This window comes from Arthrobacter sp. MYb229, assembly GCF_002975405.1.
Classification (GTDB): Bacteria; Actinomycetota; Actinomycetes; order Actinomycetales; family Micrococcaceae; genus Glutamicibacter.
This window is the reverse complement of sequence record NZ_PCPS01000001.1, coordinates 992,018-1,005,326: the sequence shown is the minus strand read 5'-3', so window position 1 is coordinate 1,005,326 and position 13,309 is coordinate 992,018. Positions and strand designations below refer to the sequence as shown.

10 protein-coding genes are annotated in these 13,309 nt (G+C 64.3%); 3 read left to right on the top strand and 7 right to left on the bottom strand.

Annotated elements, in window-relative coordinates; all coding sequences use genetic code 11:
- Positions 1-37: 37 nt before the first annotated feature.
- Complete coding sequence (locus tag CQ019_RS04740; protein ID WP_308727234.1) at positions 38-694, bottom strand: aminoglycoside phosphotransferase; 657 nt, start codon at positions 692-694, stop codon at positions 38-40.
- A gap of 198 nt (positions 695-892) precedes the next feature.
- On the opposite strand from CQ019_RS04740, the gene CQ019_RS04735 reads away from it, so the two are divergent.
- On the top strand, positions 893-2,683 hold the full coding sequence (locus CQ019_RS04735) for an HNH endonuclease signature motif containing protein (RefSeq protein WP_105569043.1): 1,791 nt from the start codon (positions 893-895) through the stop codon (positions 2,681-2,683).
- Between the two features lie 110 nt (positions 2,684-2,793).
- On the opposite strand, the gene glpK is transcribed toward CQ019_RS04735, so the two are convergent.
- The 3 genes from glpK to CQ019_RS04720 are packed head-to-tail and all read right to left on the bottom strand — an operon-like array spanning position 2,794 to position 6,797.
- On the bottom strand, positions 2,794-4,314 hold the full coding sequence (gene glpK / locus CQ019_RS04730) for a glycerol kinase GlpK (RefSeq protein ID WP_105569042.1): 1,521 nt from the start codon (positions 4,312-4,314) through the stop codon (positions 2,794-2,796).
- 17 nt (positions 4,315-4,331) lie between these two features.
- A complete protein-coding gene (locus tag CQ019_RS04725) occupies positions 4,332-5,060 on the bottom strand; it encodes an MIP/aquaporin family protein (RefSeq protein WP_105552143.1) in 729 nt (242 codons plus the stop codon).
- Positions 5,061-5,117: 57 nt separating this feature from the next.
- Positions 5,118-6,797, bottom strand: coding sequence for a glycerol-3-phosphate dehydrogenase/oxidase (locus CQ019_RS04720; RefSeq protein ID WP_258133445.1), 1,680 nt, complete (start codon positions 6,795-6,797; stop codon positions 5,118-5,120).
- 78 nt (positions 6,798-6,875) lie between these two features.
- On the opposite strand from CQ019_RS04720, the gene CQ019_RS04715 reads away from it, so the two are divergent.
- Both CQ019_RS04715 and CQ019_RS04710 read left to right on the top strand, forming a co-directional pair.
- Positions 6,876-7,913 carry a sugar-binding transcriptional regulator gene (locus CQ019_RS04715; protein ID WP_258137250.1) on the top strand — a complete coding sequence of 346 codons (1,038 nt, stop codon included), beginning with the start codon at positions 6,876-6,878 and terminating at the stop codon, positions 7,911-7,913.
- Positions 7,914-7,923: 10 nt separating this feature from the next.
- Positions 7,924-8,790, top strand: a complete 867-nt coding sequence (locus CQ019_RS04710) for an alpha/beta fold hydrolase (protein ID WP_105552145.1) — start codon at positions 7,924-7,926, stop codon at positions 8,788-8,790.
- A gap of 7 nt (positions 8,791-8,797) precedes the next feature.
- Here the strand turns inward: CQ019_RS04710 and CQ019_RS04705 are convergent, their stop codons facing one another.
- The 3 genes from CQ019_RS04705 to coaBC form a co-directional block, all read right to left on the bottom strand.
- Positions 8,798-10,759, bottom strand: a complete 1,962-nt coding sequence (locus CQ019_RS04705; protein WP_105569041.1) for a primosomal protein PriA — start codon at positions 10,757-10,759, stop codon at positions 8,798-8,800.
- Positions 10,760-10,766: 7 nt separating this feature from the next.
- Entirely contained in the window at positions 10,767-11,972 is a 1,206-nt protein-coding gene (gene metK, locus CQ019_RS04700; RefSeq protein WP_105552147.1) for a methionine adenosyltransferase, read from the bottom strand.
- A 77-nt stretch (positions 11,973-12,049) separates the two neighbouring features.
- Positions 12,050-13,285 carry a bifunctional phosphopantothenoylcysteine decarboxylase/phosphopantothenate--cysteine ligase CoaBC gene (gene coaBC / locus CQ019_RS04695; protein ID WP_105552148.1) on the bottom strand — a complete coding sequence of 412 codons (1,236 nt, stop codon included), beginning with the start codon at positions 13,283-13,285 and terminating at the stop codon, positions 12,050-12,052.
- Positions 13,286-13,309 lie beyond the last annotated feature (24 nt).

The following is a 13,309-nucleotide window of genomic DNA, read 5'->3' as shown; positions in this document are numbered from 1 at the left end:
CCGGCCGCCGGCCGGCACCGCGTCGAGCCGTGCCGCGCTAGGCGTAGTGCCGCTCGAGCGCCGCGGAGAGGGCCAGCCGGTGGCGTTGCAAATATGCGCGCACCGCAGCCCAATGATCCCCATGCCCGTCGGCATACATGGATCCCCACGGTTCGATGCCGCGGATATTCGACGATTCCAGCAGCCCGTGCATGGCGCCAACCCGTTCGATCATGGCGGGCAGCGGCCTGGTAGCCGTCGAGGAACGCGCTGAGATCCGCCGGGTCATTGCGCGAAAAGCCTGCGCGGCATAGGCCAAGTCCCCCAATCTGGTACTCGGCGCGCCAGCATCCCGGTCGATGAGCACCCAGCGCTCCCCCATCACCAGATTCCACGGGGCCAGATCGTTGTGGCACACCAGATCGGCTCCCGGAGCCGCGATCGGGCTGTCGAAGACCTCGCCGCGCCGGGGCGCGAAGTCACCGCTCGCATCGTGAATGGCCCGGACCATGCCACCGATGCGGGCCAACTGCTCCGGGCCGGGCTTTGGCTGCTTCATCGCGAGTGGACCCGGGACGAATTCGAGGACTTGACGCCCGCGCTCGTCGAAACCCAAATGTTCGGGCAGCGCAATTCCGTGTCCCTGCAGATGCCGTAAATACCGGAGGACCGAGTCCGCCGAAGGCCCCGCAGGTTTGCGAACCGTGCGCCCCACGCGGACCACACTCCCGCTTGCATTCCCGCCGGCCAGCTCAACTTCCCGCATGCCTCCGGCCCAGGCGCTCCCCGCTGGATTCGAAATGCCGGGGTTTTCCATCGCGCCCAAGGCCGGCGCAAGAAATATTCCGCCAGGCTATCCACAACCCGCGGACGAAGCCGCGGCGCAGGGCCGATCTGGCGCAATCATGGAGGCATGAACACGCCAGCACTCATCTCAGCGCTGCACACCCTGTGCAGGGCCCCGCTTCAGCTCGGGGCGCACCTCACCGGTGCCATGCTCGTGCGCCTGGGGATCCTCTGTCTGGCCTTGTTCACCGCCATCGGCCAGCTGGTCCACCAGACCCGCGACCCGCGCCTGGTCCTGGCCCATGCGGATCTGGTCGAGAAGTTCTCCCAACAGGTCCACCTCGCCCAGCTCACCACCGCACTGGATGCAGAGGCCAGCGGCGCGCACGCGCTCAGTCTGGAAACCTACGACGGGCTGCGCGACGGCACCTGCAGCTTCGAGGCGCAGCCCGAACTAGCCGCCGGACGCACCTGCTATCAGAGCACCGGCGATCTGCTCGCTGCCTGGCTCGGACTGAACTACTTCGAGGCCCAACGCCGTATCGACGATGCCCACCTGCTCATCGGCCGCCGTACGCCGCAGGGCACGATCTGCGAGCCGCGCTTCGCCCAGCTGGCCGAGGTCTATGCCAAGGGCGGCGCCGACCGCCGCAGCATCGCAGCCACCGCACGTCGCCTGGAGAAGCTCGAAGCCACCGACACCACCTTCGACGGCGTGCCCACCGAGCTGAAGGCGCGCGGCACCGACGGCCGCTTCCTGGAGGAGCATGCCGCCGAGTCACTGCGGAGCCTGGGGCCAGATGAAGCACGCAAAGACATCAGCTCCCGGATCAGTCTCTACAAGCAGCTCAAAGGCGACAAGCTCCCACCGAAGCTCGGGCTGTTCATCGGCCCGGTGGTCCAAGGCGTGCACGAATTCACTCTTCGCACCCTAGCCACGCAGGCCCAGCTGATCCGTTCGATCGCCGTGCAGGCCAGCGCCCCGCGCACCAAGGCCGGCCAGGCAGCCCGGACCCCCGTGCAGCCCGATGGCAGCACCGAAGCAGCCGATCAGCCCGCCACCGAGCCAACGGCTGCCCGGGCGGCGGAATCCGCCGAATCTATCGACCGGTCCGGCACCGCCGAGGAGCCAACAGCCGGAGCACCAACATGGTTGCGCACCGAAAACCCCATGCCCGCCTGGGCCCGCGCAGCGGAAGAACCCTCCGGAGCCAAACCCGAGCTGCCAGCGGACGATGCTGAAGCAACGCCCGGGAAGAACATCCCGGCCAACGCAGAAGTTGCCGCCGACCGCGAGGAGGTCAGCGTCGCACTGCGCCGGCTCAACGCGCTCATGGCGATTCTCGCCACCCCCGCAGGCGGCAAGGCCAAGGCGGTCATCCCGCGATTCATTGTCTACATGTGGCTCAGCGATCTGCAGAATCTGGACCGCGCTTATGGGACTACTTCCAACGGCGTTCGGCTCCCTCCCGGCGAGCTCAGACGGGCTCTCGCCAATGCCAACGTGATCCCCGTGGTGCTCGGCGGCAACAGCCAACCCCTGGACATGGGAAGATCCAGACGCTACCACGAGGGCTACGTGCGGATGGGTGTGCTGGCGCGAGATCGCGGATGCATTGTGCCCGGCTGCACCACGGCTCCCGATCACGTGGAGATCGATCACTATAAGCTGCCCTGGGCCGAGGGTGGCACCACAAGTGTTAAATCCGGGGCGGCGGTCTGCCCCGATAGCCACCATAGCCGCCATCTCGGGCAGCTTAAGATCGTGGACGTCGACGGCTTGCCGCACGTCATCCTGCCTGCGCATCTGGACCCGGAGCAGAAACCGCGGCGCAACACCTATTGGGACGCGCTGCAGCTCGGTGATGCGCCCGACCCCGATGTAGCCGGTCCGGAGCCACCGGAGAACGACGAGTGATGTCCCGGCGCCGAGGGTTAACGACAGCGGACCCCGAATCAACGATCATCAGTTGATTCGGGGTCCGCTGCTATCGGCCCATCGACAAGGTCGAGGGCGGCGCGGCCGAGTTAGGCCTTCGTGTCCTCATCCACCCAATCGAAGGTGCGAGTCACTGCCTTCTTCCAAAGGCGCAGGCTGCGCTCGCGCTCTTCTTCACCCATGGCCGGTTCCCAACGCTTGTCCTCGGACCAGTTGGTTTCCAGTTCGCCCAGGCCCTTCCAGAAGCCCACGGCCAGGCCTGCGGCATATGCGGCGCCCAATGCGGTGGTTTCGGTAACCTTTGGACGGACCACCGGAACACCTAGGATGTCCGCCTGGAACTGCATCAGGCTCTCGTTGGCAACCATGCCACCGTCGACCTTCAGTTCGGTCAGAGGCACCTCGGCATCGGCGTTGACCGCATCAAGCACCTCGCGGGTCTGGAAGGCGGTGGCCTCCAGCGCCGCGCGGGCAATATGGTTCTTATTCGCGAAGCGGGTCAGACCCACAATGGCGCCTCGAGCCTCGGCACGCCAGTACGGGGCGAACAGGCCGGAGAACGCCGGGACGATGTAGACCCCGCCGTTGTCCTCCACCTTGGCCGCCAGCTCTTCAATCTCCGGAGCCGTGGCGATCATGCCGATATTGTCACGCAACCACTGCACCAGCGAACCGGCCACGGCAATCGAGCCTTCCAAAGCATAGACCGGTGCGGCATCGCCCAGCTTATAGGCCATGGTGGTGAGCAAGCCGTTGGAGGAATGCACGATCTCGGTGCCGGTGTTGAAGATCAAGAAGCAACCGGTGCCGTAGGTGTTCTTCGCAGTACCGGCGGTGAAGGCGGCCTGGCCGAAGGTAGCTGCCTGCTGGTCGCCCAGGATGCCGGCCACGGGTACTTCGCGCAGCAGCTGATTGCCTGCCACGGTGCCATAAACCTCGGAAGAGGAGCGGATCTCGGGCATCATCGAAGCTGGCACACCGAAGTCCGCCAAAATCTGCTCATCCCAGGTCAGGGTCTTCAGATCCATGAACAGGGTGCGCGAAGCGTTAGTCACGTCGGTGACGTGCACGCCGCCGTCCACGCCGCCGGTCAGGTTCCACAGCACCCACGAATCGGTGGTGCCGAAGAGCAGGTCGCCGGCTTCGGCACGCTCCCGCGCGCCTTCGACGTTGTCCAGGATCCACTTGATCTTGGTTCCGGAGAAATACGTGGCCAGTGGCAAGCCGACGCGGTCCTTGTAGCGGTCGATTCCCCCATCCTTGGCCAACTCGTCGACGATGTCCTGGGTGCGGGTGTCTTGCCAGACAATCGCGTTGTACACCGGCTTGCCGGTGTTCTTGTCCCAGACCACAGCGGTTTCGCGCTGGTTGGTGATGCCGACAACTTCGATGTCGTGGCGGGTCAGGTTTTGCTTGGACAGGGCCTGGCCGATGACCTCGCGGGTGTTGTTCCAGATTTCCGCTGCGTCGTGCTCAACCCAACCTGCGGCCGGGAAAATCTGTTCGTGCTCCAGCTGGCCTACCGAGACAACCTCGCCTGCATGATCGAAGACGATGGCTCGGGAACTGGTCGTTCCCTGGTCAATGGCGATGACATATTTTTCACTCATGATTCACATCTCTCTTTCTAGAACAGCAGGCCGGCAGCGACGCCGCCGAGTAGACCACCGATGACCGGACCGGTGATGGGCACCCAGGAGTAGGCCCAGTCGGAAGATCCCTTGCCCTTGATAGGAAGGATAGCGTGTGCCAGTCGCGGACCGAGGTCTCGGGTTGGGTTGATGGCGTAGCCGGTAGCTCCACCGAGGGACAGGCCGATGGCCACCACGAGCAGTGCGACCGCTAGCGGGCCGAGCTGGTGCGGGGTCTTTCCCAGACCGGCGATGACGAAGACGAGCACAAACGTGCCGAATACCTCGGTGACGACGTTCCAGCCATAGGAGCGGATCGCCGGACCGGTGGCGAAGACGCCAAGCTGATTGCCGGCGTTCTGCTTGTCATCGAGGTGCTTTTTGTAGGCCAGCCAGACGCCAACGGCGCCAAGGAAGGCACCAACGAGCTGCGCCAGGAAGTAGAGCATGGTGTTGGCGAAGGTGATTGCGACGCCCGGTGCGTATTCGGTGATATCTGGGTTGATCATCAAGCCCAGGGTCACCGCAGGGTTCAGGTGAGCACCTGAAATACCGGCGATCCAGACACCGCAGTAGACGCCTAGGCCCCAGCCGAAGCTGATGGCAAGCCATCCGGCGGCGCTACCGAGGGTGCCTTTCAACGCGACGTTGGCGCAGACACCGCCGCCCATGAGTAGGAGAATGAATGTGCCGGCTAGTTCGGCAAGAAACACGTGAGTGGACAACGTTGACCTCTTAGTGATTTCGTAGGCCGACGGCAACCTGCCGCCGGCCGGTGCAGGTTACGCGAGGATGACCCCATGGCTATCTGCAAGTACCGAGAGCGAATGGTCGATCTCGGCTTCGGTCTGGGACTGATCCCAGCCCATTGGTGTCACGAGGTGCGAGGCGACCTCGATGACCAAATTTTTGGTGACTAACCCGCGGAAGGCGAGGTTGGTGCGCCGGATGAACACGTCAATCAGGCGGCCCACCTGCTCATGCTCAACCAGGTAGGCAAGTTCTTCCACGGACAGTTCACTGCTGTGCTCCAGGAGCTGCTCGTGCTGACCGAGCTGCTCCAGCACGTTGTCTGCCCCGGTGCCGTAGCGCTCAAGCAACACGCGCAGGCGTGAATGCGGTGCACGTTGCTCGCGGGCGGCATACCAGGCGGCAAGCTCGCCGTCGTTCTTCGGGAAGTTCTTGCCGCCGCCGATGGCCACACCTTCGGTGCTGACTTTCGCGCTTTCGCCCAGGAAATCCAGCGCCTTGCCCCCGAGGTTCTCGGCCAGCGCGCGGAAGGTGGTCCACTTGCCGCCGATCAGCGAGAGCATCGTCGTGCTATCGGTCAGGCGGGTTTCCTTCACCTGGTAATCGCGCGAGACGAAGCCAGGAGCGGTATCGTCGTGATTTGGCAGCGGACGCACGCCGGAGAATTTGTAGACGATATCTTCCTTAGCCACGGCGATCCGCGGGAAGACCTGCTGGATCAGGTCGAAGAAGTAGTCCACTTCCTCCTCGGTGCACACCGCAGGATCACGCATATCGTGTTCCAAGTCGGTGGTGCCCACCAGGACGCGGCCGAGCATCGGGTAGATCAGCACGATGCGGCCGTCTTCGTTTTCGAAGAAGATCTCACGCCCGCCGGTGGCGGCAAGCAGTTCCGGGTGGTCCAGCACGATGTGCGAGCCCTTGGTGCCACCGGTCCACTTGGTTTCCTTGCCAAGCTCCGCGTTGGTCAGGTCGACCCAAGCGCCGGTGGCATTGATGATGACCTCGGCGTCGAAATCGAATTCCGCGCCGGTGAGCACATCGCGCAATTTCGCGGTTCCCGATTCAACTCCGGCAAGCTCCACGTAGTTCGAGGCGCGCGCTTGGTCGCTGGCCTTCAGGCCGTCGCGCAAGACGTCCAGGGTGAGCCGCTCGGGGTTGTGCACCGAGGCATCGAAGTAGGTGGCGGTGTACTTCACATCGTCGCGCAAAGCGGGCAGATCCTTGCGGGCGGCCTTGGCTCCCTTGAAGTTGTGCCATGGGGTATTGCGTCCGCCGATGCCGGCGAAGACGTCATACATGATCAGGCCGGCCTTGATGAGCGCCGCACCTCGTTCGGTAGGCTTTCCCGACTTGTGGCTCAAGAAGCGCATCGGAGCGCTGAGCATGCCGGAGAAGGTGGAGAAGATCGGGATCGTGGTCTGCAGCGGTTTCACATAGTGCGGTGCGATTTCCAGGAGGGAGTTGCGTTCCTGCACCGATTCGTGGACCAGACGGAACTCTCCGTTTTCCAGGTAGCGGATGCCACCGTGGATCATATGCGAGCTGGCGCCCGAGGCGCCCTGGCAGTAGTCCCCGCGTTCCACGAGCGCCACATCGATTCCCTGCATCGCCAGGTAGCGGAAAGTTGCTACGCCATTAATGCCGCCGCCGACAACGAGCACGCGCGCCTTTGGCCGTGCACGTAGTTGCTCTAGCTGGTCCCGATTCACGATTACATGCCCCTTTATTGACGATTGGTACGTGTCAACAGTTAGTCTGGTCACCATGGAACGAAACGGTCAAACGAAATGCACAAACGTGCAGAAATGGTCCCATTGATGCAGATATCCCCCAGCTCCGGTCCGTACAAACTGCCAAATCCTGGCACATCCGTGCAAGCCAGCCCCAAGGCGAAGGATGCGCTGCGTGCGGCCCAGCTGTATTACCTGCAGGACATCAAAATGGAGGTGATCGCCCGTGAGCTCGGGGTTTCGCGCTCCACGGTCTCCCGCCTGCTCGCCCACGCCAAACGCACCGGCATGGTGTCGGTGAAGATCAACCCTTCCGCAAATATGTCCGCGCTGCTCGGCAATCAGCTTACCGAGCAATACGGGATCAGCGTGCATTTGGTGCCTACCGACGGTTCGATGGATGATACCGAACTCCTCCAACGCGTTTCGGCGCACGCGGCCTACCTGCTGGGCACCATGGTCTCCTCATCGATGACCGTTGGTGTGGCCTGGGGGCAAACCATGCAAGCGGTTTCCGCCGCGTTGAACAGCCACCCCACCCATGATTCGGTGGTCGTCCAATTGAATGGGGCCGCCAACCCGGTGTCCAGCGGGGTGCGCTATGCAAGCGAAATCCTCACCCGCTTCGGCCAGGCCTTCACCGCGCGCACCGAACAGTTCCCGGTCCCGGCCTTCTTCGACAAGGCCAGCACGCGGGAGGCGATGTGGCAGGAAACTTCCGTGCGACGCGTGCTGAATATTCAGGAGGAAATGAATCTGGCAGTCTTCTCGCTCGGCGCGGCCGACTCAAAACTCGCCTCCCAGGTGTACCGCGGCGGCTACCTGAGCGAAGCCGAAACAAAGCAACTGCGAGAGAAGGGCGTGGTGGGTGACGTCGCCACCGTGTTCTTCGACAAGCATGGAAATGACGCGGAAATCGAGATCAATGCCCGCGCTACCGGCCCCACCCTCGCCGCGCTGCGCCAGGTGCCACGGCGCTTCTGCGTGGTGGCCGGCCGAGGCAAGATCAACGCCGTTCGCGGCGCACTCAATGGCGGGCTGATCACCGAACTGGTCATAGACGAGGGCACCGCCATGGCCCTCTTGGACGGGTAGGCTTGAAATTATGAGCCCACGCACCGAATTGGTTACCACCCACGCCCTGCACGGCTCGAGAACCAGGGTCTTCAGCTATCCGGCCAGCACCGCAAGCAGCGCCGGGGTCATCTTTGCGATCCATGGATTCCGCGGGGATCATCACGGACTGACCCGGATCATCGAGCAGCTGCCGCAATATACGATCATCGTGCCGGATCTGCCGGGGTTCGGCGAATCCACCTCGATGCAGCTGGCCCACGACGTCGACGGCTATGCCCTGGCGCTCAACGACCTGGCCGACGAACTTCGGCTGCCTGCGCACAGCATCTTGCTCGGGCATTCCTTCGGCTCGCTGGTCGCTGCCAAACTCGCCACGCAGCGCAACTTTTCCGCCTTGCTGCTGCTCAATCCCATCTCCGAGTTGGCCCTCGAATCCTCCCAAGCCTTCATCGCCAAGCTCACCGGCTGCTACTACACGCTGTGCGCCAAACTCCCTGCGCCCCTAGGCGAGGCGGTGCTCCGCTCGAGGCTCTTCTCCGATGCGATGAGCCTGGTCATGACCAAAAGCAAGGATCCGGCGATGCGCGCGTACGTGCGCGAGCAGCACCGCGCCTACTTCGGCGGCTTCCATTCGCGCGACACCCTGGCCCAGTCCTACCAGGCATCGATCAGCTGCACGGTGGGCGGGTACGCCCGGGCCATCGGCATCCCGGCGTTGCTGGTTGGCGGCATGCTCGATGAGCTGGGCACTGCGCAAACCCAGGAAGCCTTGCGGACGAGCTTCACCCAAGCCGAACTGGTGATGCTCGAAGACGTCGGGCACCTGATCCACTACGAAAAAGCACCCGAGACCGCCGCGGCGATCACCAAGTTCCTGGCCCGGATCGACGCCTAGGCGTCGATCAGAGCACCTCGTCGGGATCCACCGCGATATTGACCACCGGGTCCTTGGCCGCGGACATCCGCGCGCGCAGGGCGCGCAGGGTCGAGGTCACTGCCGCGCCCTCGGCGTAGGAGTAGAAGACCACATAGCGGTGTTCGATCGGTGGCCCGTCGATAATGGTCGGCCCATGGATCTGAAGCCGTTCGCGCATTGCCGGGTCCAGCGCGGCGATCAACCGTTCGGCCCCGGGGCCGGAGATCACGGCGCTGCGCACCGCTGGGGGCAGGCCAAGTTCACGCCGCTCCCCCAGCTCCCGCTCGGCAAAGCTCGCCGGGTCGTACCGGACCAGCGCGGCCCCGGCCGGGCTCGGCGTCCCGGTGAGCACCACGACCCCGGAGCTGCTGGCCAGGGAGGCTGCGGTGAACCACCGGCTGAGCACCTCTTCGGTGTTGCGCAAGGAGTCATGGGCCATCATCTTGTCGGCGTCCAAGAGGAGCACCGCGCGGTATCCGGCTTCCACGAAGGGTTCGACCCCCGGTGTGGCGACGACAAGCGCCGGCTTGTCGCTCAGCCGGCGCACCGGCTTCGCGCCGGTGGAGGAAATCACCGGCACCTTCGGGAAGGCGAGACCCAACTCGTCGGCGGTGCGGTCGGCGCCGATGCTGGCGGCTCGGATGCGCGGTGAATTGCACTCTGCGCACCGGTACTCGCGATACTGCTCTCCGCACCATTTGCAGGCCACATGATGACCGGAGCCGCCCAGTTGCAGCGGACCTTGGCATTGCGGGCAGCGCGCGAGCGTGCGGCAGTCCTGGCAGGCCAAGGCGGGCATGAACCCGGTGCGGGCCACCTGGACCAGCACCGGTCCGCTTTCCAGGGCCTTGGTGGCCTCACGCCAGGCAAGGGACGGGATCCGCGCCCGGGCCAGCACCGGATCTCGTTCCAGTTCAAAATCGTTGGTGGTCGCCACCACGCGGGCGGTGTGTGCGCGCAAAATCTCGCGCGGCATCTTCAACTCGATGGCCCAGCCGGTGGCGACCAGGCGTTGGGCCTCCACCGAACGTGACGGCGACGCGATCAGCAACGAGCAGTTGCCATGCGTGCTGCGCAGCAGTGCCACCTCGCGCGCATGCTGGTAGGGCGCGCGTTGCTCGCGATGGGATTGGTCCGAGTCCTGCCACAACACGATCAGCCCAAGATCGGGCACATGGCATTGGGCAGCCGAACGCGTGCCGATCACGATGTGCACGTGGCCGCCGATGGCGCGCAAGAAATTCCGGTAGCGCGGAGTGGGCCCGTCATCGGCCTGCAGACGCGCATAGCAGTCCTTGCCATAGTGCTCGTCCAGATGCTCGGCTAGGCGTTCCAGGTCGCTGGCGTCGGGCACCAAGAGCAGGACCCGTTCCTTGCGCGCCAGCACCGGGCGGCAGGCATCAAGCAGGAATCCTGGCCAGGAGCCAAAGAAGTTCGGCACCCAGGTGGCCACCGCCCGCAGCGTGTCCCCGTTGGCCCAGGCTTGCAGCGCTTGGGCGCCCTGCTCGTAGTGCTCCAGCTGATTCGGTGATTCGGGCAGGGTGGGCAGCTGGTCGAGCAGCTCTTCTTTTTCCACCTTCGCCGCGCGCGGCGGCACCGCTAGGCGCACCACATCCCACACGGTGCCGGCATAGCGGTTGGCCACCAGCTCGGCGACCTCGAAGACCGCACGGTGCAATACGACCTGGTCGCTGACCAGTTTCGCCAGCGCCTTCAGCTTGATAGGCGAGGGATGGTCTTCGAGGATTTCGGTGATGAATCCGGGCAGCTGCTGCGGGCCGAAGGGCACCTTGACGCGAGCACCCACCATCGCGCATTGGACCATCGAGGGCGGGATCTCGTAGTCGAAGAGCCGGTCCAGGTGCGGGACCGAAGAATCAATCAGCACCCGAGCAACCCGTTTGATGCGGGCCGGCTCGGGTGCTGAGATCAGGGCATCCTGCTGCACATGGTTCCTAGGCGTTGAACCAGTTGCGCAACGCGTCCACGCGGTCCAGACGCTCCCAAGTGAAATCGTTGTCGTCGCGGCCGAAGTGGCCGTGCGCGGCGGTCTTGCGGTAGATCGGACGCAACAGGTCCAGGTCTTCGATAATGCCCAGCGGGCGCAGGTCGAAGATCTCGTTGATGGCGTGGGTGATCTTGGCCGGGTCAACGGTTTCGCTGCCGAAGGTCTCCACGTAGAGCCCCACCGGACGTGCCACGCCGATCGCGTAGGCCACCTGCACCTCGGCGCGGCGGGCCAGGCCCGCTGCGACGACGTTCTTGGCTACCCAGCGCATCGCGTAGGCCGCCGAACGGTCGACCTTCGAGGGGTCCTTGCCGGAGAACGCGCCGCCGCCGTGGCGAGCGAAACCGCCGTAGGTGTCCACGATGATCTTGCGGCCGGTCAACCCGGCGTCGCCCACCGGACCGCCGATGACGAACGGGCCCGAAGGGTTCAGAATGATTTTCACATTCGAGGTATCCAGATTGGCGCGCTCCAGAATCGGCGCAACCACCTCTTCGGCGAGATCGGCTTTCAGGGTCTCCAGCTCGTACTCGGCGGCGTGCTGGCTGGAAACCACCACGGTATCCACCGAGACCGGGGTATCCCCGTCGTAGCCGATGGTCACCTGGGTCTTGCCGTCCGGGCGCAGCAACGGCATGCGTCCGTTCTTGCGCACCTGGGTCAACCGCTCGGAGAGGCGGTGGGCGAGGAAGATCGGGGTTGGCATCAGCGAGTCGGTTTCATCCGAGGCGTAGCCGAACATCAGGCCCTGGTCGCCGGCGCCCTGCAGGTCGCGCGGGCCTTCGGCGGTTCCCTCACGGGATTCCAGCGAGTTGAACACGCCGTCGTGGATTTCCTGGGACTGCTGGCCGATGGAGACCGACACGCCGCAGCGGGCGCCGTCGAAGCCGTTGGCCGAGGAGTCATATCCGATATCCAGAATGGTGCTGCGCACGATCTCGGGGATCTCGACATAACCGTTGGTGGTTACCTCGCCGGCCACATGCACCAGTCCGGTGGTGGTCAGCGTTTCGACAGCAACCTTGGAGTTCGGATCCTGCGCCAGCATGGCGTCGAGGATTGCATCCGAGATCTGGTCGCAAATCTTGTCTGGGTGTCCCTCGGTGACGGATTCCGAGGTGAAAAGACGAAGTTCGGGGCTAGTTGAAGTCACCTTTTTACTCTATCTGGTCTGACCGACCGATTGTTTTTAGTTGCGACGTTACGTGACCAAGCGCTATATGGCGCGGCTCACTTTGTGACGCGTGAATGTCCGATTATTGCGTCGGCGATCTGCTCTATGACGACCCGTGCCACGTCAAGCTTGCTTCCCTTAGCCTGCACGCTGGGCGCCTTCGAGGCGAAAAGCACCTGAACGCTATTGGTGTCTTCCCCGAAGGTCAGCTGCGCGCCGACCTCGTTGACCACCAGCATTTCGCAGCCCTTGCGTTCGAGCTTGGAACGGCCGTAGTCCAGCACGCTGCCGTGCTCATCGCCCGTCTCGGCGGCGAAGCCAACGATCAGCCCGGGCAGCGTGGCGTCCGCGGAACGCGCCTGGACCACCTCGGCGAGGATGTCCGGATTGCGCACCAGGGTGATCACCGGGGCGGAGTGCTCGTCGCGTTTCTTGATCTTCGAATTCTCGATGGAGGCCGGGCGGAAGTCGGCGACGGCCGCGTTCATGATCAGCACGTCGTTTCCCGGCGCTTCGGCAAAAACGGCCGCACGAAGTTCCAGTGCGCTGGAAGCGTGGACCAGGCGGACCCCGTGCGGGGCCGGGACCTCAAGATGCGTCGCGAGCAGTGTCACCTGCGCGCCGGCGTCACGGGCGGCCTGCGCCAGTGCCACGCCTTGGCGGCCCGAGGAGCGGTTGCCCAGGAAGCGCACCGGGTCCAGCGGCTCGCGCGTGCCCCCGGCGGTAATCAGGACGCGCTGTCCGGCAAGCATCGGGGTGCTCAGCAAGGGTGCGATCTCGGCGAAGATCTCTTCGGGCTCCGGAAGCCTTCCGGGGCCGGTGTCCTTGCCGGTCAGGCGCCCGCTGGCCGGTTCGACAACCGTCACCCCGCGGCCGCGCAGCGTGTCGACATTTGCGCGTGTGGCCGGGTGCTGCCACATTTCGGTATGCATGGCCGGGGCCATTACCACCGGGGCGCGGGTGGCAAGCAGCGTGCCGGTCAACAGATCATCGGCGATCCCGGCCGCGGCCTTGGCCATGATGTCCGCGGTAGCCGGGACGACGAGCACCAGATCTGCCTGCTGGCCTAGGCGCACGTGGTTAACCGATTCGACGGCGTCGAAGACCTTGGAGGTCACCGGGTTGCCGGAAAGGGCCTCCCAGGTGGCGTAGCCTACGAAGTTGGCCACATTCTCGGTGGGAATTACGTCCACATGATGTCCGGCCTCGCGCAGCAGGCGAAGCAACAACACTGACTTATAGGCGGCGATCCCGGCCGAGACGCCCAAAACGATACGCTTCACGCAGTTCATCCTTGGTGATTTATAACCTGGTGG

Excerpts from the sequence above, each read along its gene's own strand:
- CQ019_RS04735 (WP_105569043.1), top strand. The coding sequence starts at position 893 with ATGAACACGCCAGCACTCATCTCAGCGCTGCACACCCTGTGCAGGGCC.
- glpK (WP_105569042.1), bottom strand. The coding sequence starts at position 4,314 with ATGAGTGAAAAATATGTCATCGCCATTGACCAGGGAACGACCAGTTCC.
- CQ019_RS04715 (WP_258137250.1), top strand. The coding sequence starts at position 6,876 with ATGCACAAACGTGCAGAAATGGTCCCATTGATGCAGATATCCCCCAGC.
- CQ019_RS04710 (WP_105552145.1), top strand. The coding sequence starts at position 7,924 with ATGAGCCCACGCACCGAATTGGTTACCACCCACGCCCTGCACGGCTCG.
- coaBC (WP_105552148.1), bottom strand. The coding sequence starts at position 13,285 with ATGAACTGCGTGAAGCGTATCGTTTTGGGCGTCTCGGCCGGGATCGCC.